Source organism: Microbacterium sp. No. 7 (assembly GCF_001314225.1).
Classification (GTDB): Bacteria; Actinomycetota; Actinomycetes; order Actinomycetales; family Microbacteriaceae; genus Microbacterium.
Genome location: NZ_CP012697.1, coordinates 2,769,042 through 2,790,893, shown reverse-complemented (window position 1 = coordinate 2,790,893; position 21,852 = coordinate 2,769,042). Strand labels below are relative to the sequence as shown.

18 protein-coding genes are annotated in these 21,852 nt (G+C 69.9%); 12 read left to right on the top strand and 6 right to left on the bottom strand.

All coding sequences use genetic code 11. The features are described 5' to 3' along the window. Positions 1-279: 279 nt before the first annotated feature. Genes dnaE through AOA12_RS12920 form a run of 5 tightly spaced genes read left to right on the top strand, consistent with a single transcriptional unit; the run spans position 280 to position 7,830 of the window. On the top strand, positions 280-3,798 hold the full coding sequence (gene dnaE, locus AOA12_RS12940) for a DNA polymerase III subunit alpha (RefSeq protein WP_082406243.1): 3,519 nt from the start codon (positions 280-282) through the stop codon (positions 3,796-3,798). Positions 3,799-3,820: 22 nt separating this feature from the next. Continuing rightward, positions 3,821-4,975 carry a hypothetical protein gene (locus AOA12_RS12935; protein WP_054683363.1) on the top strand — a complete coding sequence of 385 codons (1,155 nt, stop codon included), beginning with the start codon at positions 3,821-3,823 and terminating at the stop codon, positions 4,973-4,975. Between the two features lie 53 nt (positions 4,976-5,028). Next, on the top strand, positions 5,029-6,330 hold the full coding sequence (hisD, locus tag AOA12_RS12930; protein ID WP_054683362.1) for a histidinol dehydrogenase: 1,302 nt from the start codon (positions 5,029-5,031) through the stop codon (positions 6,328-6,330). A 4-nt stretch (positions 6,331-6,334) separates the two neighbouring features. Next, positions 6,335-6,784 carry a transcriptional regulator NrdR gene (nrdR, locus tag AOA12_RS12925; protein WP_054683360.1) on the top strand — a complete coding sequence of 150 codons (450 nt, stop codon included), beginning with the start codon at positions 6,335-6,337 and terminating at the stop codon, positions 6,782-6,784. 23 nt (positions 6,785-6,807) lie between these two features. Continuing rightward, positions 6,808-7,830: a quinone-dependent dihydroorotate dehydrogenase gene (locus AOA12_RS12920; RefSeq protein ID WP_054683357.1), complete on the top strand. Its 1,023-nt coding sequence runs from the start codon at positions 6,808-6,810 to the stop codon at positions 7,828-7,830. Positions 7,831-7,875: 45 nt separating this feature from the next. Here the strand turns inward: AOA12_RS12920 and AOA12_RS12915 are convergent, their stop codons facing one another. Beyond that, positions 7,876-8,442 carry a DUF3043 domain-containing protein gene (locus AOA12_RS12915; protein ID WP_054683355.1) on the bottom strand — a complete coding sequence of 189 codons (567 nt, stop codon included), beginning with the start codon at positions 8,440-8,442 and terminating at the stop codon, positions 7,876-7,878. 49 nt (positions 8,443-8,491) lie between these two features. Here AOA12_RS12915 and AOA12_RS12910 point away from each other — a divergent pair, with 49 nt between their 5' ends. Continuing rightward, on the top strand, positions 8,492-9,886 hold the full coding sequence (locus AOA12_RS12910; protein WP_054683354.1) for a dipeptidase: 1,395 nt from the start codon (positions 8,492-8,494) through the stop codon (positions 9,884-9,886). Positions 9,887-9,982: 96 nt separating this feature from the next. On the opposite strand, the gene AOA12_RS12905 is transcribed toward AOA12_RS12910, so the two are convergent. Then, entirely contained in the window at positions 9,983-11,824 is a 1,842-nt protein-coding gene (locus AOA12_RS12905) for a flavin-containing monooxygenase (RefSeq protein ID WP_054683351.1), read from the bottom strand. A gap of 110 nt (positions 11,825-11,934) precedes the next feature. On the opposite strand from AOA12_RS12905, the gene AOA12_RS12900 reads away from it, so the two are divergent. The 6 genes from AOA12_RS12900 to AOA12_RS12875 all read left to right on the top strand — a co-directional run bounded on the left by AOA12_RS12900 (position 11,935) and on the right by AOA12_RS12875 (position 17,270). Further along, on the top strand, positions 11,935-13,107 hold the full coding sequence (locus AOA12_RS12900) for a helix-turn-helix domain-containing protein (protein WP_054683349.1): 1,173 nt from the start codon (positions 11,935-11,937) through the stop codon (positions 13,105-13,107). 88 nt (positions 13,108-13,195) lie between these two features. Beyond that, the gene (gene erpA / locus AOA12_RS12895; RefSeq protein WP_054683347.1) at positions 13,196-13,561 is read left to right on the top strand and encodes an iron-sulfur cluster insertion protein ErpA; all 366 of its coding nucleotides are present in this window, start codon (positions 13,196-13,198) and stop codon (positions 13,559-13,561) included. 117 nt (positions 13,562-13,678) lie between these two features. Then, positions 13,679-14,578 (top strand): aa3-type cytochrome oxidase subunit II, encoded by a 900-nt coding sequence (gene ctaC, locus AOA12_RS12890; RefSeq protein ID WP_054683345.1) that lies wholly within the window; start codon positions 13,679-13,681, stop codon positions 14,576-14,578. Continuing rightward, the gene (gene ctaD / locus AOA12_RS12885; protein WP_054683343.1) at positions 14,578-16,296 is read left to right on the top strand and encodes an aa3-type cytochrome oxidase subunit I; all 1,719 of its coding nucleotides are present in this window, start codon (positions 14,578-14,580) and stop codon (positions 16,294-16,296) included. The genes ctaC and ctaD overlap by 1 nt, the downstream gene beginning before the upstream one ends. Next, on the top strand, positions 16,297-16,731 hold the full coding sequence (locus AOA12_RS12880) for a cytochrome c oxidase subunit 4 (protein WP_054683341.1): 435 nt from the start codon (positions 16,297-16,299) through the stop codon (positions 16,729-16,731). Positions 16,732-16,922: 191 nt separating this feature from the next. Beyond that, on the top strand, positions 16,923-17,270 hold the full coding sequence (locus AOA12_RS12875) for a hypothetical protein (RefSeq protein WP_054683339.1): 348 nt from the start codon (positions 16,923-16,925) through the stop codon (positions 17,268-17,270). A 266-nt stretch (positions 17,271-17,536) separates the two neighbouring features. Here the strand turns inward: AOA12_RS12875 and qcrB are convergent, their stop codons facing one another. From qcrB to ctaE, 4 genes are read right to left on the bottom strand one after another with little or no spacing between them, the layout of a single operon-like run. Next, positions 17,537-19,210 (bottom strand): cytochrome bc1 complex cytochrome b subunit, encoded by a 1,674-nt coding sequence (gene qcrB, locus AOA12_RS12870; protein WP_054683337.1) that lies wholly within the window; start codon positions 19,208-19,210, stop codon positions 17,537-17,539. Beyond that, positions 19,207-20,286, bottom strand: a complete 1,080-nt coding sequence (qcrA, locus tag AOA12_RS12865) for a cytochrome bc1 complex Rieske iron-sulfur subunit (RefSeq protein ID WP_054683336.1) — start codon at positions 20,284-20,286, stop codon at positions 19,207-19,209. Before qcrA ends, qcrB begins: the two co-directional genes overlap by 4 nt. Before the next feature lie 39 nt (positions 20,287-20,325). After that, positions 20,326-21,129, bottom strand: a complete 804-nt coding sequence (qcrC, locus tag AOA12_RS12860; RefSeq protein ID WP_054683334.1) for a cytochrome bc1 complex diheme cytochrome c subunit — start codon at positions 21,127-21,129, stop codon at positions 20,326-20,328. A gap of 20 nt (positions 21,130-21,149) precedes the next feature. Further along, entirely contained in the window at positions 21,150-21,761 is a 612-nt protein-coding gene (gene ctaE, locus AOA12_RS12855; protein WP_054683331.1) for an aa3-type cytochrome oxidase subunit III, read from the bottom strand. Between the last annotated feature and the right edge of the window lie 91 nt (positions 21,762-21,852).

Genomic DNA, 21,852 nt, shown 5'->3' with positions numbered 1-21,852 from the left:
GCACTGCTGGTCGACCCCACACCCCCGCTGGTCGAGTAGCAACCCCCGCTGGTTGAGTAGCGCGCGCAGCGCGCGTATCGAAACCCGTGTAGCGGTCCGTGGGATGGGTTTCGATACGCCGCCTGCGGCGGCTACTCAACCAGCGGGGGTTGCTACTCGACCAGCGGGGGTTGTTACTCAACCAGGGGGTGTCTGTTCAACCAGCGGGGGTGTGGAGGACCGAGGGCGGGGAGGGCGGGTCTCCGTGCCGGTGTCGGAGGGCCGACGTAGACTCGACGCGTGGCATCAGACTCCTTCGTTCACCTGCACGTGCACAGCGAATACTCGATGCTCGACGGCGCCGCGCGCATCGGCGCGATGGTCAAAGAGGCGGCGCGGCTCGAGATGCCCGCGATCGCCGTCACCGACCACGGCAACACGTTCGCCGCGTACGAGTTCTACAAGGCGGCGAACGACGCCGGCGTCAAGCCGATCGTCGGCATCGAGGCCTACGTCACGCCGGGCACGCACCGCTCCGACAAGGCGCGCGTGCGCTGGGGCGGCCCCGAGCAGAGCGACGACGACGTCTCGGGCGCGGGCGCCTACACGCACATGACCCTGCTGAGCGAGACCACGGAGGGCATGCACAACCTCTTCCGCCTCTCCAGCCTCGCGAGCCTCGAGGGCTACTACTTCAAGCCGCGCATGGACCGCGAGCTGCTGCAGAAGTACAGCAAGGGCCTCATCGCCACGACGGGCTGCCCGTCGGGCGAGGTGCAGACGCGCCTGCGCCTGGGACAGTACGACGCCGCCCGTGCCGCGGCCGCCGAGTTCCAGGACATCTTCGGCAAGGACAACTACTTCTGCGAGCTGATGGACCACGGCCTGTCGATCGAGCGCCGCGTCATCGACGACCTGCTGAAGCTGTCCAAGGAGCTCGGCATCCCGCTCGTGGCGACCAACGACTCGCACTACACGCACCAGCACGACGCGACGAGCCACGCCGCCCTGCTGTGCGTGCAGTCGGGCTCGACGCTCGACGACCCCAAGCGCTTCAAGTTCGACGGCGACGGCTACTACGTCAAGTCGCCCGCCGAGATGCGCCAGGTCTTCCGCGATCGCCCCGAGGCGTGCGACTCCACCCTGCTCATCGCCGAGCGGTGCAACGTGGAGTTCAACACCTCGGCCAACTACATGCCCCGCTACCCGGTCCCCGACGGCGAGACCGAGGAGAGCTGGTTCGTCAAGGAGGTCGAGCGCGGTCTGCACGAGCGCTACCCGCGCGGCATCCCCGACGACGTGCGCAGGCAGGCCGAGTACGAGACCGGCGTCATCGTGCAGATGGGGTTCCCAGGCTACTTCCTCGTCGTCGCCGACTTCATCAACTGGGCCAAGGACAACGGCATCCGCGTCGGCCCCGGTCGCGGCTCGGGCGCCGGCTCCATGGCGGCCTACGCGATGAAGATCACCGACCTCGACCCGCTGCAGCACGGCCTCATCTTCGAGCGGTTCCTCAACCCCGACCGCGTGTCGATGCCCGACTTCGACGTCGACTTCGACGACCGCCGCCGTGGCGAGGTCATCCAGTACGTCACCGACAAGTACGGCGACGACCGCGTCGCCCAGATCGTGACGTACGGCACGATCAAGGCGAAGCAGGCGCTGAAGGACGCCGGGCGCGTGCTGGGCTTTCCCTTCAGCATGGGCGAGAAGCTCACGAAGGCCATGCCGCCCGCCGTCATGGGCAAGGACGTGCCGCTCACCGAGATGTTCAACCCCGACCACGCGCGGTACAAGGAGGCCGTCGAGTTCCGCGCGCTGATCGAGTCGGACCCCGAGGCGAAGACCGTCTACGACACCGCCGTCGGCCTGGAGAACCTCAAGCGCCAGTGGGGCGTGCACGCCGCGGGCGTCATCATGTCGAGCGAACCGCTCATCGACATCATCCCGATCATGAAACGGGAGCAGGACGGGCAGATCGTCACCCAGTTCGACTATCCCGCGTGCGAGTCGCTCGGCCTGATCAAGATGGACTTCCTGGGGCTGCGCAACCTCACGATCATCAACGACGCGCTCGACAACATCGAGGCCAACCGCGGCGAGCCGCTCGTGCTCGAAGACCTCTCGCTCGACGACCAGGGCGCCTACGACTTGCTCACGCGCGGCGACTCGCTGGGCGTGTTCCAGCTCGACTCGGCGCCGCTGCGCAGCCTCATGCGGCTCATGCGGCCCGACAACTTCGAGGACATCTCGGCTCTCATCGCCCTGTACCGCCCCGGTCCCATGGGCGCCAACTCGCACATCAACTACGCGCTGCGCAAGACCGGCCAGCAAGAGGTCACCCCCATCCATCCCGAGCTGGCGGAACCGCTCGCCGACATCCTCGACACCACCTACGGCCTCATCATCTACCAGGAGCAGGTGATGGCGATCGCCCAGCGCGTCGCGGGCTTCACGCTCGGCCAGGCCGACATCATGCGCCGCGCGATGGGCAAGAAGAAGAAGTCCGAGCTCGACAAGCAGTACGAGGGCTTCGAGGGCGGCATGAAGGCAGGCGGCTTCGGCGAGGAGGCCATCAAGACGCTGTGGGACATCCTCGTCCCCTTCTCCGACTACGCCTTCAACAAGGCGCACTCCGCCGCCTACGGCCTCGTCTCGTACTGGACCGCCTACCTCAAGGCGCACTATCCCGCCGAGTACATGGCCGCGCTGCTCACGAGCGTCGGCGACGCGAAGGACAAGCTCGCCGTCTACCTCAACGAGTGCCGGCGCATGGGCATCAGAGTGCTGCCGCCCGACGTGAACGAGTCGATCACGTACTTCGCGGCCGTCGGCGAGGACATCCGCTTCGGCCTGGGCGCCGTGCGCAACGTCGGTGCGAACGTCGTCGACGCGATCGTCGCGGCGCGCGCCGACGCGCCGTTCGCATCGTTCCACGACTTCCTCTCGAAGGTCCCGGTCTCCGTCGCGAACAAGCGCACGATCGAGTCGCTCATCAAAGCGGGCGCGTTCGACTCGCTCGGCTCGACGCGGCGGGCGCTCATGGAGATCCACGAGGATGCCACGGAGCAGGCCGTGCTCGACAAGCGGCGCGAGGCGAACGGCGAGGTCGGCTTCGACTTCGACAGCCTGTGGGGCGACGACGAGCCGAACGAGGCGCAGAAGGTGCCCGAACGGCCGGAGTTCTCGAAGAAGGACAAGCTCGCGTTCGAGCGCGAGATGCTCGGGCTGTACGTCTCGGACCACCCCCTCGCGGGGCTGGAGATCCCGCTCGCGAAGCACGCCTCCATCTCCATCCACGATCTCCTCGCCTCGGAAGACCTGCAGGACGGCGATCAGGTGACCGTCGCGGGCCTCGTCACGAGCGTGCAGCACCGCGTCGCCAAGCAGAGCGGCAACCCCTACGGCATGATCACGGTCGAGGACTTCGACGGCGAGGTCACGGTCATGTTCATGGGCAAGACGTACACGGAGTTCCAGTCGCTGCTGCAGAACGACGCGATCCTCGTCGTGCGCGGGCGCATCTCCCGCCGCGACGACGGACTGAACCTGCACGGGCAGTCGGCCTTCGCCCCCGACCTGGGGACGATGGATGCCGCGGGGCCGCTCGTGCTCGTGCTGCCCGAGCACCGGGCGACCGAGTCGACCATCGGACAACTCGCCGAGACGCTCGAGCGCCATCGCGGCGACACCGAGGTGACGCTCAAGCTGCATCGGGGCGGCACGGCCAAGGTGTTCGAGGTGCCGATGCCGGTCTCCGTCACGGTCGACCTCTACGGTGAGCTGAAGGGACTGCTCGGCCCCCAGTGCCTGGGCTGAGCGAACGCGAAGGAAGACGCACATGACGCACGACAACAACGAGCTCCCCGCCGCGGCCGACCCCGCCGCGACGCCCGACCCCGCCGGGACGCTCGATTCCGCCGGAGCGCCCGACGCGACCGCGGCGTTCGAGACGGCCGGGACCCCGGACGCCGCCGGCGCGCCGGATCCGGCCGTCGAGCGCGACGCGGCCGCCCAGCCCGACCCCGCCGCCGTGTCCGACCCCGCTGCCGCGTCAGATCCCGCTGCCGCGTCAGATCCCGCTGCCGCGTCAGATCCCGCTGCCGCGTCAGATCCCGCCGCCGCGTCCGCCGCGGCTCCGGCGTCCGGCACGGCTGCCGGTCCCCCCGCCGGCGAACCCGGCGCCGTGCCCCCGCAGTACGGCGTGGGGCCGTTCTCGGTGCGCGAGGTCGTGCTGATCGGCATCTGGCTGCTGGCGTTCGTCGTCTCGTTCTTCCCCCTGTACGGGTTCGGCGCCGCGCCGTCGGTGTGGCTCGCGAGCGTCGAATGGGTGCTCGCGATCGGCGTGCCCACCGCCGCGACGGGGCTCATCGTGCTGCGCCGGCTCTCGCCGACCGGCATCCGCCGTGTCGGCTCGCTCGGCATCGATCAGTTCGCGTCGGTCGCGTTCTCGGTCGCGAGCCTCGTCTGGTTCTCGCTGCTGTGGGGCGGCATCGCCGCGGCCGTGACGTCGGGGATCTTCTTCTTCGGCTGGGTGCCGCTCGTCGAGACCCTGCTCATGCTCGGCGGCGTCGCGTTCACCGTCTTCGCGCCGCTCATCCCCGTGGCCCGGGAGGACTTCCGCCACCGCGACGAGGTCCCCGCCCATCCCGCGGCTCGCGGGGCTCGTCCCGTCACGCCGCGGCCGGCGCCCGTCGCGGCCGTCGCACCCGCCGGCGCCGTCGTCGCGACCGACGCGCTGTTCGCTCCCGGTGCGCAGGCCGCGGCATCCGAGACGTCGTCGCCGGCGCCCGCACCCCCGGCGGCCGCGCAGCCGTTCTGGGCGCTCGTGCCCGTCGAACGCGACGTCGTCGACGACGGCGGCGTGCCGCTGTTCCGCGTCGGCCCGACCGCGTGGGCGCTCGTGCTCGAAGACCGCGGCACCCACTTCGTCGTGCGCCACGACGACGGCCGCACCGGCTATCTGCACGACGTCTCGGGGGTCGTGCGCGGCTGACCACGGCCCGTCGCGCCGCACGGCCGCGGCGCTCGGCCCGGTACCCTGGAGGGATGCTCCGCACGATCGATCTGCGCGGCCGCGCGCTGTCCGTGACCGACCTCCTCGCCGCGGTGCCGCGCGCGCACGCCGCCCGCGACGAGGCCCTGCACACCGCGGCGCGCATCGTGGACGACGTCGCCGCGCGCGGCGAAGAGGCGCTGCGCGAGCAGGCCGCGCGGTTCGACGGCGTCGAGGGCCACGCCGTCCGCGTGCCGCAGGAGCACCTCGACGAGGCGCTCGCCGCCCTCGACCCCACGGTGCGGGCCGCCCTCGACGAGGCGATCCGCCGCGTGCGCGAGGCCTCGCGCGCGCAGGTGCCCGCCCCGATCGTCACCGAGCTCGACGCGGGCGCCCGCGTCGAGCAGCACTGGCGCCCCGTGCGCCGCGTCGGCGTCTACGTCCCCGGCGGCAAGGCCGTGTACCCGTCGAGCGTCGTCATGAACGTCGTGCCGGCCCAGGTGGCCGGCGTCACCCAGGTCGCGCTCGCCTCGCCGCCGCAGCGCGACCACGACGGTCGCGTGCACCCCGTCATCCTCGCCGCGGCCGCCCTGCTCGGCGTCACCGAGGTCTACGCGATGGGCGGAGCCGGCGCGATCGGCGCCTACGCCCACGGCGTCGCGGCCCTCGGCCTCGACCCCGTCGACGTCATCAGCGGCCCCGGCAACAACTTCGTCGCCCTCGCCAAGCGCGTCGTCGCGGGCAAGGTCGGCACCGACTCCGAGGCCGGCGCGACCGAGATCCTCATCGTCGCCGACGACACCGCCGATCCCGCGCTCGTCGCGGCCGACCTCATCAGCCAGGCCGAGCACGACGAGCAGGCGGCCGCCGTGCTCGTCACCGCGTCGGCGGTGCTCGCCGACGCCGTCGTCTCCGAGGTGGCGGCCCGCGCGCCGCGCACGCGGCACGCCGCGCGGATCGCGACGGCCCTCGCGGGGGAGCAGTCGGCGATCGTGCTCGTCGACGACCTCGCACAGGCGACGGCCTTCAGCAACGCGTACGCGCCCGAGCACCTCGAGCTGCACCTCGCCGACCCGCGGCCCGCCGACTTCGTGAACGCGGGCGCCGTCTTCGTCGGCTCCTACACGCCCGTGAGCCTCGGCGACTACCTCGCCGGGAGCAACCACGTGCTCCCGACGGGCGGGCAGGCGCGCTACGCGGCGGGACTGTCGGCATCCACGTTCCTGCGCCCGCAGCAGGTGATCGTCTACGATCGTGCCGCGCTCTCCGCCGTCGCCGACGGCATCGTCGCGCTCGCGCAGGCCGAGGCCCTGCCCGCACACGGCGAGGCCGTGACGGCCCGATTCGAGGGGTGACCCGATGCACTGCCCGTTCTGCCGCCACAACGACTCCCGTGTCGTCGACTCGCGCACCAGCGACGACGGGCTCAGCATCCGGCGGCGGCGGCAGTGCCCGCAGTGCGGCGGCCGGTTCTCCACGATCGAGACCGCGAGCCTCAACGTCATCAAGCGCTCCGGCGTCGTCGAGCCGTTCAGCCGTGAGAAGGTGATGTCGGGCGTGCGCAAGGCGTGCCAGGGGCGGCCCGTGACGGAGGCCGACCTCGCGGTGCTCGCGCAGGCGGTCGAGGAGTCGGTGCGGCAGACGGGATCGTCGCAGATCGACACGAACGACATCGGCCTCGCGATCCTCGGCCCGCTGCGCGAGCTCGACGAGATCGCCTACCTCCGCTTCGCCAGCGTGTACCAGGCGTTCGAGTCGCTCGACGACTTCGAGGCCGCCATCGCGCAGCTGCGCCGCGACCATTCCTGACGCGACCCCCTCCCGAGGAGAGCATGTACGACTTCATCTTCCGCACGTTCTTCGCTCCGATGGACGCCGAGCGTGCCCACCACCTGGTCATGCCGGTCATCCGCGCGTTCGGCTGCCGCCCGGTCTCGGCCGTGCTGCGCCGGTTCACGGCGCCCGACCCGTCGCTGCGCACCGAGGCGCTCGGGCTCGTGTTCGACTCGCCGTTCGGGGTGGCCGCGGGCTTCGACAAGAACGCCGTCGCGGTGAACGGACTGTACGCGCTCGGGTTCGGGCACGTCGAGGTCGGCACCGTCACCGCCGTGCCGCAGGACGGCAACCCGCGGCCGCGGCTGTTCCGGCTCATCCCCGACCGGGCGATCATCAACCGCATGGGCTTCAACAACCGCGGCGCCGCGGCGGCCGCGCACCGCCTCGACCGGCTGCGCCGTCGCGCGCGCCGCCCCGTCATCGGCGTCAACATCGGCAAGAGCCGCATCGTCGACGTCGAGCACGCGGTCTCCGACTACGTCACGAGCGCCAAGCTCGTCGCGCCGCTCGCCGACTACCTCGTCGTGAACGTCTCGTCGCCGAACACGCCCGGCCTGCGCGGCCTGCAGGCGGTCGAGACCCTGCGGCCGCTGCTCGAGGCGGTGCGCGGCGCCGCCGGCCGCACGCCGCTGCTCGTCAAGATCGCCCCCGACCTCGACGACGACGAGGTCACGGCGATCGCGCGGCTGGCCGTCGACGTCGGTCTCGCGGGCCTCATCGCGACGAACACGACGATCTCGCGAGACGGCCTGCGGACCGACGCCACGACCGTCGAGCGCATCGGCGCGGGCGGCCTCTCGGGCGCCCCGCTGAAGCAGCGGTCCCTCGAGGTGCTGCGTCTCGTGCGCCAGGCCGTTCCCGACGACTTCTGCGTCATCGCCGCGGGCGGCGTCGAGACCGGCGCCGACGTGCGCGCGCGGCTGGATGCCGGCGCGACCCTCGTCCAGGGCTACACGGCGTTCATCTACCGCGGTCCGCTGTGGGCGCGTCAGATCAACAGGGAGCTGCGCGGCGCGTAGCGGGCGGCTCCCGACCGGCCCGGGCGCTGGTCGGGAGGGTGCTGGTCAGGAGGGCCGCTGGCCGCGCTTGACCTGCGGCTTCGGCAGGCGCATGAACCGCATCTGCACGGTGCGCATCGCCCCGTACCAGCCGAGGCCCTTCTCCATGCGATCGCCCCACTTGGCCTTCGCGGCCTTCTTGATCGAGCGGCTCGTGATGATCATGCCGCCGATCGAGATCAGCACCCAGATCCACAGGCCGACGAAACCGTAGTAGGCGATGGCCTGGTTGGGGACGAGGCCCAGCACGATCGCGATGACCATGAGCGGCATGAGGACCTCGCCGGGATGCCAGCCGGCATCCACGTAGTCGCGCACGAACCGGCGCTGCGGCCCGCGGTCGCGCACCGGCAGGTACTTCTCCTCGCCGTTGGCCATGCCGATGCGCGCGCGATCGCGCGCGGCCGCCAGATCCTGCCGCGCCTGCTTCTTCGCCTCCTTCGTGTCGGGCACGAGCGGGCGCTTCCGTGCCGCCTCGCGCTCGGCACGCGTCGGCGTCGGCCGGTTCTTGCCGGGACCGGCAGGAGTGTCGGGCGCGGCATCGGGCGCGGATGCGGAAGGGGTCTTGGCCACGGGAGAATCACCTCGGGTCGACGGCAGCGGTTCTCCTAAGATTACCCGCATGACCTCTGACCTGTCCCGGCTCGACGACGTTCGCGACGCGGCCCACCTCGCGGTTCCCGCGGCCCTCGCCGATCTCGGCGGACTCGTGCGCATCCCCTCCGTCGCCTTTCCGGGCTTCGACCGTGCCGAGGTCGAGCGCTCGGCCGAGGCCGTGCGGGCGCTGCTGGACGGGCTCGGCCTGTTCGACCGCGTCGAGGTGAGGACCGCCGAGAACCCGGCGACGGGAGAGCAGGGGATGCCGGCGGTGCTCGCCACCCGCGCCGCGCGGGACGGCCGCCCGACGATCCTGCTCTACGCCCACCACGACGTGCAGCCCGCGGGCGACGAGACGCTGTGGCAGACCGCGCCCTGGGAGCCGACCGTGCGCGGCGGCCGCCTCTACGGCCGCGGCGCGGCCGACGACAAGGCCGGTGTCATGGCGCACGTCGGTGCGCTGCGCGCGCTCGCCGAGGTGTTCGGCGACGACCTCGCCCTCGGCGTCAACCTCTTCATCGAGGGGGAGGAGGAGGCCGGATCGGGCTCGTTCGCCAGGTTCCTCGGCGAGAACGCCGACGCGCTGCGCGCCGACGTCATCGTCGTCGCCGACTCGGGCAACTGGGATGCCGAGACACCCGGCCTCACGGTGTCGCTCCGCGGCAACGCGCGCTTCACGATGACGGTCACGACGCTCGACCACGCCTCGCACTCGGGGATGTTCGGCGGCGCCGTGCCCGACGCGATGATGGCGACGACGAAGCTGCTCGCGACGCTGTGGGACGACGACGGCGCGGTCGCCGTGGAGGGGCTGCGCGCGCGCGACGCCGACACGCCCGACTACTCGGAGGCGACGCTGCGCGACGAGGCGGGGCTGCCCGACGGCGTGTCGCCGATCGGTCGCGGCACGATCCTCGGCCGCATCTGGAACAAGCCCGCGATCACGGTCACGGGCATCGACGCGCCGAGCGTGCGCAACGCCTCCAACACGCTCACCCCCGAGGTCTCGGTCGTGATCAGCGCGCGCGTCGCGCCGGGCCAGCCCGCCGAGGACGCCTACGCGGCGATCGAGGCGCACCTTCGCGCGCACGCGCCGTTCGGCGCGCGGCTGCGCTTCCACGACGTCGATCTCGGCGACGCGTTCCTCGTCGACACGAGCGGCTGGGCCGTCGCCGAGGCGCGCACCGCGCTCGCCGACGGCTACGGCGTCGCGCCCGTCGACATCGGCGTGGGGGGATCGATCCCGTTCATCGCCGACCTCGTGCGCGAGTTCCCGGGCGCCCAGATCCTCGTGACCGGCGTCGAGGACCCGCACGCACGCGCGCACAGCCCCAACGAGTCGCTGCACCTCGACACCTTCCGCAACGCCCTCGTCTCGGAGGCGCTGCTGCTCGCGCGGCTCAACGCCCGTACCGTCTGACACGTCCCGGCGCGCAGCGCACAGGGAGAGCCCCGACGCCGCCCCGGGGGTCGAGGGTCGAGGCGTCGGGGCTCTCCGGCGTGCGGGCCGTGCGTGTCAGCGCGTGTGGTGCACGTCGGCGAGGCGGTAGACGGGCGTCGGGAGATCCTCGTACCGCGCCTTGAGCTGCAGCGCCAGATACAGGGAGTAGTGGCGCGACTGGTGCAGGTTGCCGCCGTGGAACCACAGACCCTCCTGCCGCGTCGGCTTCCACATGTTGCGCTGCTCGCCCTCCCACGGGCCGGGATCCTTCGGCGTGTCGGACCCGAGGCCCCACACCTTGCCGACCGCGTCGGCCACCTCGGGCGACACGATGTCGGCCACCCAGCCGTTCATCGACCCGTATCCGGTCGCATAGACGACGAGATCCGCGGGCAGCTCGGTGCCGTCCTCCAGCACGACGGCATCCTCGGTGAGGTGGTCGACCTGCCCGTGCGCGAGCCGGACCTCGCCGTCGGCGACGAGCTCGGCCGCACCCACGTCGATGTAGTAGCCGGAGCCGCGCCGCAGGTACTTCATGAACAGCCCGGATCCGTCCGCGCCCCAGTCGTGCCAGAACCCGGCCCTCTCCAGCCGGTCGTAGAAGTCCCTGTCGCGTTCGGCCATCCGCTGGTACAGCGGGATCTGGAACTCGTGCATGATGCGGTAGGGGAGCGACGCGAAGACGAGATCGGCCTTCTCCGTCGTCATGCCGGCCTCGAGCGCCCGCTCGGAGTACAGGTCGCCGAGCCCGATGTCCATGAGCGTCGCGCTCTTGACGATGTGGGTGGACGACCGCTGCACCATCGTGACGTCGGCGCCGGCCTCCCACAGCGCGCCGGAGATGTCGAACGCGCTGTTGTTCGAGCCGATCACGACGACGCGCTTGCCGCGGTACGCGTCGGGGCCCGGATGCGCGCTCGAGTGGTGCTGCTCGCCGCGGAAGACGTCCTGACCGGGGTACTGCGGCAGGTTCGGCTTGCCCGACATCCCGGTGGCGAAGACGAGCTGCCTCGGGTGCAGCACGAGCGGCTCGCCGTCGCGCGTCACCTCGACCGTCCACTCCTTCGCGTCGGCGTCGTACGACGCGCTGGCCGCCTCCGTGCGCGACCAGTACGGCACCTCCATGACGCGCGTGTAGAACTCCAGCCAGTCGGCGATCTTGTCCTTGGGCGCGAAGACGGGCCAGTTGTCCGGGAACTTCAGGTACGGCAGGTGGTCGTACCAGATGGGGTCGTGCAGCGCGAGCGACTTGTACCGGCCGCGCCACTGGTCGCCCGGCCGATCGTGCTTGTCGATGACCAGGGCGGGGACCCCCAGCTGGCGCAGCCGCGCACCGAGCGCGATGCCGCCCTGGCCGCCGCCGATCACCAGCACGTAGGGCTGCACGGTCGTGCCGAGCTCGGCCTGCTCGCGCTCGCGCCGCTCCGCCCACGTGACGCGGTCGGGGTTCGCGCCGTGCTCGGTGCCGAGCGGACGACGGTCGCCGCGGGGCTCCTCGTGCCCGGCGAGCTCGTACAGGGTCGTCAGCAGCGTCCACGCCCGCCACTGCCCGTCCTCCTCGCGCAGGCGCAGCAGTCCGCGCCCGCCGCCCTGCGCCGTGCGGAACACGAACCAGGCGGTCACGACGCCGTCGGCGAGGCCGGCCGGCTCGTCCAGGGCGAACCCGGCCGGGTCGACGCGGTCGAGGTTCTCGGCGAGCAGGTCGGCGACGCCGTCGGGATTCTCGACGGTGACGATGTTCCAGGTGAAAGAGACGAGATCGCGCCAGAACGACGCCTGCTGGAACAGCGACGCCGCGGCCGGCACGTCGCGTGCGCGCAGGGCGCCCTCGAAGCGACCGAGCCAGTCCGTGGCGATCTCGTCGGCGGTGCGCGCATCGCGCAGCCCGTCGGGGTGAAGAAGTGCGGTATCGGACATTGATGCCTCCTTGCGATCGTCCGTGAGCCCAGTAAAGGCGGGACCGCATCGCGCGGAAACGGTTGCAGCGTGTTGCAGCGGGCGTCTAGTGTTCACGCCAGGAGGTTCCGATGACGGCATCCTTCTCGGCCGCGCCGGCGGGCCGAGACCTCGATGAGCGCGTGCGCACGCTGCGCCGCGTGCACGACGCCGTGCTCGCGGGCTCGCGCCCGCCCGTGAGCCCGCGGCCGATCGTCGCCCGCTCGTGGCGGCGCGTGCTGGGCATGGGGCTCGCGTCGGACGGCGGCAATCTGCGGGATCCGCTCGGCATCGATCGCATCGAGCAGCTGCGGCGCACGTCGCCGCTGCGGCACGTGATCGACGACGTGCGGAGCGTGCTGACGGCGGCGGCGGACGCCTCGAACTACATCGTCGTGGTCACCGACCAGGACGGCACGGTGCTGTGGCGCGAGGGCTCCCCGCGCGTGCGGATGACGGCCGACCGGCTGGGGTTCGCGGAGGGCGCGACCTGGACCGAGGCGCGTGTGGGGACGAACGCGATCGGCACGGCGATCGCCGAGGCGGCTCCCGTCGAGCTGTTCGCCGGCGAGCACTTCGAACGGCAGCAGCATCCGTGGTACTGCAGCGCGGCGCCCATCCACGACCCGCGCACCGGCGAGCTGATCGGCGTCGTCGACGTGTCGGGGCCGGCGTTCACGCTCCATCCCGCGATCGGCGCCCTCGTCTCCTCGGCGACGAGGCTCGCGGAGGCGATGCTCTGGCAACGGCATCGGGAGTCGCTCGAAGGCCTGCGCCGGGCATCCGCGCACCTCGTGCGCACGGGCCCCGCGCTCATCGTCGACGACGCCGGATGGGTCGCGCACAGCGTCGGAACGACGCCGCGCGAGCGGATCGCCGCGCCCGCCGACGGGGTCGCGGTCGCGGTTCCGGGCGTCGGCATCTGCCTGCCCGAGCGCCTGTCGACCGGCTGGCTCGTGCGCCCCTCGGGATGGCGGGCGCGGCTGCACGCGACGCTGCGCGGCGACGTGCTCGAGGTCCACGCCGACGGCGACCCGTGGCACGTGCAGCTCACGCCGCGCCACGCCCAGGTCATGCGGCTGCTCGCGGCCGCCGGCCCGGAGGGGCTGTCGGCGTCGCGGCTCAGCCGCGAGGTCTTCGGCGACGCCGACCACGAGGTGTCGGTGCGGGCGGAGGTCTCCCGGCTGCGCCGCGTCGTCGGAGCGCTGGTCGCGACCCGGCCCTATCGCATCTCCGACGGGGTCGAGGTCACGGTCGAGCACTGAGCGCCGCACCGGTCCCGAGAGCCGCCGGTCGACGTAGAATCAAGGCATCCGGCCGCATGACGGCGGCCCGACGCGCAGAGGTGACCCCATGACCGACATCGCTATGACCCCCACCGAGACCACCGCCGAGCACGGCGTTTCGCTCACCGAGGCCGCGGCCGCCAAGGTCAAGAGCCTCCTCGAGCAGGAGGGCCGCGACGACCTGCGGCTCCGTGTCGCCGTGCAGCCGGGCGGATGCAGCGGGCTGATCTACCAGCTCTACTTCGACGAGCGCTATCTCGACGGCGACAAGACCGTCGACTTCGACGGCGTCGAGGTGATCGTCGACGAGATGTCGGTGCCCTACCTCGACGGCGCCGCCATCGATTTCAAGGACACCATCTCGGAGCAGGGCTTCACGATCGACAACCCGAACGCGGCGGGAAGCTGCGCCTGCGGCGACAGCTTCCACTGATCTCGTCCCCCTCTCCGCCTGCGTCAGGGGGAACATCCTGGGCGATTGGCCAGAATCGCATGAGAGGTTGCCCTAGACTGACAGGTGTTCGACCTTCATGACCCCGAAAGGTGCACCGTGCGCGTCAAACGCCGACTCCGCTGGGCCGTCATCCCGCTCGGGATCGCCGTCGCCGTCGCTCTCGCGGCGTGCACGCCGACCGAGCTGAACGGCTATCTCCCCGGCTTCACTGAAGACGGCGTCCAGGCGACGAACCAGACATCCCGCGTGTCGGGCCTCTGGGTGACCTCGTGGCTCGTGCTGCTCGTCGTCGGCGTCGTCACGTGGGGCCTCATGGCGTGGGCGGCCATCGCCTACCGGCGTCGCAAGGGCCAGACGGGCCTGCCGGTGCAGCTGCGCTACAACATGCCGATCGAGATCTTCTACACGATCGTGCCGCTCATCCTCATCGTCGGCTTCGCGGCCTTCACGGTGCGCGACCAGGCCGCGATCGACGAGGTCTACGAAGACCCCGACGTCTGCATCACGGCGATCGCCAAGCAGTGGGCGTGGGACTTCCAGTACAACGGCGACGACTGCGAGCAGCCCGACGACGCCGTCTGGACCATGGGCGTGCAGGCGCAGACCGACGAGCAGGGCAACATCATCAACGAGCTGCCCACCCTCGTGCTGCCGGTCGACCAGAAGGTCACCCTCAAGCTCGTGTCGCGCGACGTCATCCACTCGTTCTGGATCATCGACTTCCTGTTCAAGCGCGACATGTACATCGGCCACGACAACTACTGGTCGTTCACGCCGACGCGCGTGGGGGAGTACGACGGCAAGTGCGCCGAGCTCTGTGGCGAGTACCACTCGATGATGCTCTTCAAGGTCAAGGTCGTCGAGCAGGACGAGTACGACGACTACCTCGCGTCGCTGCGCAGCGCGGGTCAGACCGGCGACATCAACGACATCTACGACCGCCTCCAGAACGCGCCCGGAACGGGTGCCCCTGCTGACTCCGAGGGAGGCCACTGATGGTTACCCAGCTTGATAGTCCGGCTCGTCCGACGACGATCCCGCCGCGCCAGGCTGCGCTGCTGAGCTCGTCCCGGGTGGAGCAGAAGGGCAACATCATCGTCAAGTGGATCACCTCCACTGACCACAAGACGATCGGGTACATGTACCTGATCTCGTCCGTGCTGTTCTTCCTGCTCGGCGGCGTGATGGCGCTCATCATCCGTGCGGAGCTCTTCGAGCCCGGCATGCAGATCGTGCCGACGAAGGACCAGTACAACCAGCTCTTCACGATGCACGGCACGATCATGCTGCTGATGTTCGCGACGCCGCTCTTCGCCGGTTTCGCGAACGCGCTGCTGCCGCTGCAGATCGGCGCCCCCGACGTCGCGTTCCCGCGACTGAACGCGTTCGCCCTGTGGCTGTTCATGTTCGGCTCGATCATCGCCGTGGCCGGCTTCCTCACCCCGCAGGGCGCCGCCGCGTTCGGCTGGTTCGCCTATCAGCCGCTCGCCAACGCGAGCTTCTCGCCGGGCGTCGGCGGAAACCTCTGGATGCTCGGCCTGGGCATGAGCGGTTTCGGCACGATCATGGGTGGCGTCAACTTCCTGACCACCATCATCACGATGCGCGCTCCGGGCATGACGATGTGGCGCATGCCGATCTTCGCCTGGAACACCCTCGTCACCAGCGTGCTCGTCATCATGGTGTTCCCCGTGCTCGCGGCGGCCATGTTCGCCGCGGCCGCCGACCGCCTCTTCGGCGCCCACATCTACGACCCCGCCAACGGCGGCGTCCTGCTGTGGCAGCACCTGTTCTGGTTCTTCGGGCACCCCGAGGTGTACATCATCGCCCTGCCGTTCTTCGGCATCGTCTCCGAGATCGTGCCGGTGTTCAGCCGCAAGCCGATCTTCGGGTACAAGACGCTCGTCTACGCGACGATCGCGATCGCGGCCCTCTCGGTCGCGGTGTGGGCGCACCACATGTACGTCACCGGCGCGGTCCTGCTGCCGTTCTTCGCGGTGATGACGATGCTCATCGCGGTACCAACGGGCGTGAAGATCTTCAACTGGATCGGAACGATGTGGCGAGGGTCGGTGACCTTCGAGACGCCCATGGTGTGGGTGCTCGGCTTCCTCGTGTCGTTCGTCTTCGGCGGTCTGACCGGCGTCATCCTCGCGTCGCCGCCGCTGACGTTCCACACGTCGGACTCGTACTTCGTCGTCGCCCACTTCCACTACGTCGTGTTCGGCACGGTCGTGTTCGCGATGTTCGCCGGCTTCTACTTCTGGTGGCCGAAGTGGACGGGCCGCATGCTCAACGAGCGACTCGGCATGGTGCACTTCTGGATGCTGTTCGTCGGCTTCCACATGACGTTCCTCATCCAGCACTGGCTGGGCGTCGACGGCATGGTCCGCCGCTACGCCGACTACTCGGCCGCAGACGGCTGGACGTGGCAGAACCAGGTGTCGACGATCGGTGCGATCATCCTCGGCCTCTCGATGGTGCCGTTCTTCCTGAACGTGTGGATCACGGCGCGCAAGGCCCCCAAGGTGACCGTCAACGACCCGTGGGGCTACGGCGCATCGCTCGAGTGGGCGACGAGCTGCCCGCCGCCGCGTCACAACTTCACCTCGATCCCGCGGATCCGCAGCGAGCGCCCCGCGTTCGATCTCAACCATCCCGAGGCTGCCGAGTCGTTCGGAGCCGACGAGCCGGTCGAAGGAAAGGTCAAGTAAGTGAGGACCAACGTCAACTTCTGGTGGGTTCTCGGCGGCTTCTTCGGGCTCGTCGCGGTCATCTACGTCGTCTGGAACATCGCCGCGCATCCCGCGCTCCCGTGGTACAACGCCATCGAATGGGCGGGCACCGTCGCGTTGGTCTTCACGGTGTTCATGGCGGTGATGATCGGCTTCTACGTCGCTCGCGTGCACCGCGCGCAGGGCGGCGAGCTGCCCGAGGACATCCTCACCGCCGACATCGACGACGGAGACCCCGAGATCGGTGACTTCAGCCCGTGGTCGTGGTGGCCGCTCGTGTTGGCGGTCGCCGCCTCGCTGGCCATCCTCGGCCTTGCGGTGAGCGTCTTCCTGCTCCCGATCGGCATCGCGCTCTTCCTGGTCGCGATCGTCGGCTGGGTGTTCGAGTACTACCGCGGCTACTTCGCGCACTGACGCGTTCTCCCCGTTCGTGGCGATGTCCACGGCGCAGCCCCTGGGGCTGCGCCGTGGACATCGCCTTTTCCGTCCCCGCGCGGCCGATGGCGGCGGCTTCCGGCCCGGGCGGCGGAGCGATCGTGCGCCGCAGCAGGAGAAAGGGGCGCCGTTCCACGCAGCGCTGCCGCCTCCGACGCTAGGCTCGTGCCGTGGATGCCGAGACTCTCCCCTCGCTGGACGGGCGCCGCTTCGCGGCGCTCACCGACACGGTGGGCGGTGACGTCGGCGCCGACACGGTGTTCGACTACCAGGAGGCCGACGGCGTCGTCTGGGCGGCGTACAGCGGGGGAGCGGTGCTCCGCGGCTTCCTCGTCGGCACCCGCGAGGCCGACACGGTCTGCTTCCGCTACACCCAGATCAACCGCGACCGCGAGACCTCGTCGGGCCGCTGCGTGTCGCAGCTGAGTCGTTCGGAGGACGGCCGCCTGCGGCTGCACGAGACCTGGTCGTGGGAGTCGAAGAGCGGAAGCGGCACGAGCCTCGTCGTCGAGCTCTGAGGGCCCGCTGAGGGCCCGCTGAGGCTTCCATCGCGTGCGGAGCAGCAAGCGGGCGCATCGTGGCTCAACCGCGGCAAAGTGCGGGTGGCGACCGCGCGGCGCCGCACTTTGCCGCGGTTGAATGGGAGGCGATGCGGCTCGACCGCGGCAAATGGTGGGTGCACGCTGTCGTGACCCGCACTTTGCCGCGGTTGAAGCCCAAGCACAAAGTGAGAGGGCGGTGAGACCTCGTCGGTCTCACCGCCCTCTCAGTGGGGGAGCGGGGGTCAGTGACCCTTGCCCTCCTCGATCTCGGCGTGCTCGTCGTGACCCAGCGCGTGCGCGTGGTGCGAGCGGGCCTCGTCGATCTCGGCCTGCGTGACGGGCTGCAGGCGGTCCTCGAAGAACCAGCGCGACAGCGACGAGCGCACGTTCTCGTGCCACGGGATGCGGCCCTTGTCGTTGGGGCGCACCACGAGCGGCTCGTTGGTCTCGTAGTCGACCAGCTTGACGAGCTCGTACTCGTCGACGGGCTGGTGCACCTCGATGAACTCGCCGCCGGGGAGGCGCACGATGCGACCCGACTCGTAGCCGTGCAGCGCGATCTCGCGGTCCTTCTTCAGCAGCGCGATGCAGATGCGCTTCGTGACGAAGTAGGCGATGATCGGGCCGAAGATGAGCAGCAGCTGCAGGGCGTGGATGACGCCCTCCATCGTGAGGCGGAAGTGGGTCGCCATGAGATCCGACGACGCCGCCGCCCACATGACCGCGTAGAACACGACGCCGGCGGCACCGATGGCCGTGCGGGTCGGAGCCTGGCGCGGGCGCTGGGCGATGTGGTGCTCGCGCTTGTCGCCGGTGATCCACGCCTCGATGAAGGGGTAGACGGCGACGAGCACCAGGAAGACCAGCAGCACGACCATCGGGATGATCACGTACCACGTCCACGTGCGGTCGAGGAAGTACGACTCCCAGCCCGGCGGGATGAGGCGCAGCATGCCGTCGGCGAAGCCGATGTACCAGTCGGGCTGCGTGCCGGCCGACACGGGCGACGGGTCGTACGGGCCGTAGTTCCAGATCGGGTTGATCGTGAACAGCGAGGCGATGAGCACGATGACGCCGAAGACGACGAAGAAGAAGCCGCCCATCTTCGACATGTACACGGGCATCATCGGGTAGCCGACGACGTTGCTGTTGGTGCGGCCGGGGCCGGCGAACTGCGTGTGCTTGTTGATGATCATCAGCATCATGTGCAGTGCGAGCAGCGCGATGAGGATGAGCGGCAGCAGCAGGATGTGCAGCGTGTACAGGCGTCCGACGATGTCGGAGCCGGGGAACTCGCCGCCGAACAGCAGGAACGAGGTCCAGGTGCCGATGAGCGGCAGGCCCTTGATCATGCCGTCGATGATGCGGAGGCCGTTGCCCGAGAGCAGGTCGTCGGGCAGCGAGTAGCCGGTGAAGCCCTCGGCCATCGCGAGCACGAAGAGCACGAAGCCGATGACCCAGTTCAGCTCGCGCGGCTTGCGGAACGCGCCGGTGAAGAAGACGCGCAGCATGTGCACGCCGATGCCGGCGACGAACGTGAGCGCCGCCCAGTGGTGGATCTGGCGGACCAGCAGGCCGCCGCGCAGGTCGAACGAGATGTGCAGCGTCGAGTCGAGGGCCGCCGACATCGCGACGCCGCGCAGGGGGGCGTAGGCGCCGTGGTAGTGCGTCTCGACCATGGAGGCGTCGAAGAAGAACGTCAGGAACGTTCCCGAGAGGAAGACGACGACGAAGCTCCACAGGGCGATCTCGCCCAGCATGAACGACCAGTGGTCGGGGAAGATCTTGCGGCCGAGCTCCTTGACGAAGCCCGAGATGCTCGTGCGCTCGTCGATGTAGTTCGCCGTGCCGGCGAGGAACTTGCCGCCCAGCGGCTTCTCGTCCCGCTTCGTCTCAGTGACAGTCGAGGTGCTCAATGACGCTCCCAGAAGCTCGGGCCGACGGGTTCTTCGAAGTCACTGCGGGCGATGAGGTAGCCCTCGTCGTCCACGGTGATGGGCAGCTGCGGCAGCGGACGGGCGGCCGGGCCGAAGATGACCTTGGCGCCGTCGGAGACGTCGAACTGCGACTGGTGGCAGGGGCACAGCAGGTGGTGCGTCTGCTGCTCGTACAGGGCGACGGGGCAGCCGACGTGCGTGCAGACCTTCGAGTACGCGACGATGCCGTTGTACGACCAGTCCTTGCGCTCGTCGATCTCGTGCAGCTGCTCGGGGAGCAGGCGCACGAGCAGCACGATGGCCTTGGCCTTCTCCTCGAGGTAGCCCTCGTGGTGGCTGAGCTCAGCGAGCGACTCGGGGATGACGTGCACGGCGGAGCCGAGGGTCAGGTCGGCGGCGCGGATGGGCAGGCCGCTGGGGTCGTGGGCGAGGCGCTCGCCCTCCTTCCACAGCGTCTGGTTCAGCAGCGCGACGGGGTCGCCCGCGATGGGGTTGCTCTCCGTGCTGTGCGGGGCCAGGCCGCGGAAGAGCACGATCGCGGGGGCGACGGATGCCACGAGGGCCGCGATCAGCGAGCCGCGGATGGCGGTGCGGCGGCCGAAGCCCGACTCCTCGTTCGCGGCGCGGAACACCTCGACCGCGGCCTCGCGCGTCGTGTCGCGGCCGCGCGTCGCGTGCCGGTCCTCGATGAACTCCTTGTCCGACATGATCGCCTTGGACCAGTGGATGGCGCCGATGCCGATCGCCAGCAGCGCCAGGGCGATCCCGAGGCCGATGAAGAGGTTGTTGTTGCGGATGTCGGCCATCCGCCCGCTCTCGATCGGGAACAGCATGTATGCCGCGACCGCGAAGATGCTGCCTGCAAGGGAGATGTAGAACAGCGTGTAGACCGTGCGGACGGCGCGCGTCATGGCGGCCGGGTCTGTGTCGGTGATCCGCTCCCGGTGGGGGGGAAGACCGGGGTTCTTCACGGGGTCGGTCACCGCGACAGCGAGCCCCGACGAAGGCTTCCATGAAGCCCTCTCGTGCTCGAGCGGGTCTTCCTCGTGTGCCATGGTGCTCCTCGACTGAAGTTGCGTTGTGTCAGTGTTCGATCAGTTGGACTTCGCCGTGATCCACACGGTGATGCCGATAAGTGACCCGATGCCGAAGATCCAGATGAAGAGACCTTCCGAGACGGGGCCCAGGGATCCGAGCGAGAAGCCGCCGGGCGACGGGTTCTCCTGCATCCACTGGAGCGCCGAGATCAGGTTGTGCTTCTCCTCGGTCGTCAGCGTCATGTCGTTGAAGACCGGCATGTTCTGCGGACCGGTGACCATGGCGGCGTAGATGTGCAGCGCGCTGGTCTCGGTGAGGGCGGGAGCCCACTTGCCCTCGGTGAGCGCGCCACCGGCGCCGGCCACGTTGTGGCACATGGCGCAGTTGATGCGGAACAGCTCGGCGCCTTCGGCCACGTCGCCCTGCCCGTCGAGGATCTCGGCGGAGGGGAAGGTGGGGCCGGGCGAGACCGACTGCACCCACGCGGCGATCGCCTCGATCTGCTCCTGCGTGAACTGCACGGGCTTCATGGGCGCCTGCGGGCCCTGCATCTGCAGGGGCATGCGGCCCGTCGCCATCTGGAACTCGACCGCGAGCTCGCCGACGCCGTACAGCGCGGGGCCGTCGGGCGTGCCCTCGAGGTTGAGGCCGTGGCAGGTCGCGCAGTTGGCCTGGAACAGCTTCTTGCCGTCGTCGACCGTGAGGTGCGCGGCCGTCGGGCTCGCCGTCTCGGTGGCGGCGACCGCGGCGGACGCTCCGGCGTAGAGGCCTCCCGTGACGAGGAGGCCGGCGCCGATGAGGGCTGCCGTGGCCCATTTGCTGCGACGCCCGCCGGGACGGCGTGGGTTCTTGGATGCCATGTCGGGGTTCAACTCCGCTCTCAGCTGAAGAAGGGCAGGACGTAGATGACGAAGAACAGGACGATCCACACGACGTCGACGAAGTGCCAGTAGTACGACACGACGATCGCGGAGGTCATCTCCTTGCGTCCGAAGTTCTTGACGGCGTAGGCGCGGCCGATCACCAGCAGGAACGCGACGAGACCGCCCGTGACGTGGAGGGCGTGGAAGCCGGTCGTGAGGTAGAAGGCCGACGCGTACGAGTCGGTGTTGAAGGCGACGCCCTCGGCGACGAGCGTCGCGTACTCCCACACCTGGCCCGAGACGAACACGGCGCCCATGAGGAAGCTGAGGAAGAACCACTCGACCATGCCCCACTGCCGGATCTGCCAGAACGACCCGGTGCGGTACGGCTGGAAGCGCTCGGCGGCGAAGACACCGGCCTGCGCGGTGAACGACGACAGCACCAGGATGAGGGTGTTGACCGATGCGAACGGCACGTTGAGCAGCTCGAAGCGGTCGGCGAACAGCTCGGGCGAGGAGTTGCGCAGCGTGAAGTAGATGGCGAAGAGGCCCGCGAAGAACATGACCTCGCTGCCGAGCCACACGATGGTGCCAACGGCCACAGGGTCAGGCCGCTTCACAGAGCGCATGGCCTGGGGATACGTCGTCGGAGTCGTCACAGAACCTATTATGGCGGATTCGGCGCGTGGTTTTCGCAACACTGAAGGTGGGTCCTCCTCC

Coding starts and splice junctions, on each gene's coding strand:
- AOA12_RS12935 (WP_054683363.1), top strand. CDS start 3,821: ATGACGCACGACAACAACGAGCTCCCCGCCGCGGCCGACCCCGCCGCG.
- hisD (WP_054683362.1), top strand. CDS start 5,029: ATGCTCCGCACGATCGATCTGCGCGGCCGCGCGCTGTCCGTGACCGAC.
- nrdR (WP_054683360.1), top strand. CDS start 6,335: ATGCACTGCCCGTTCTGCCGCCACAACGACTCCCGTGTCGTCGACTCG.
- AOA12_RS12920 (WP_054683357.1), top strand. CDS start 6,808: ATGTACGACTTCATCTTCCGCACGTTCTTCGCTCCGATGGACGCCGAG.
- AOA12_RS12910 (WP_054683354.1), top strand. CDS start 8,492: ATGACCTCTGACCTGTCCCGGCTCGACGACGTTCGCGACGCGGCCCAC.
- AOA12_RS12905 (WP_054683351.1), bottom strand. CDS start 11,824: ATGTCCGATACCGCACTTCTTCACCCCGACGGGCTGCGCGATGCGCGC.
- AOA12_RS12900 (WP_054683349.1), top strand. CDS start 11,935: ATGACGGCATCCTTCTCGGCCGCGCCGGCGGGCCGAGACCTCGATGAG.
- erpA (WP_054683347.1), top strand. CDS start 13,196: ATGACCGACATCGCTATGACCCCCACCGAGACCACCGCCGAGCACGGC.
- ctaD (WP_054683343.1), top strand. CDS start 14,578: ATGGTTACCCAGCTTGATAGTCCGGCTCGTCCGACGACGATCCCGCCG.
- qcrA (WP_054683336.1), bottom strand. CDS start 20,286: ATGGCACACGAGGAAGACCCGCTCGAGCACGAGAGGGCTTCATGGAAG.
- qcrC (WP_054683334.1), bottom strand. CDS start 21,129: ATGGCATCCAAGAACCCACGCCGTCCCGGCGGGCGTCGCAGCAAATGG.
- ctaE (WP_054683331.1), bottom strand. CDS start 21,761: ATGCGCTCTGTGAAGCGGCCTGACCCTGTGGCCGTTGGCACCATCGTG.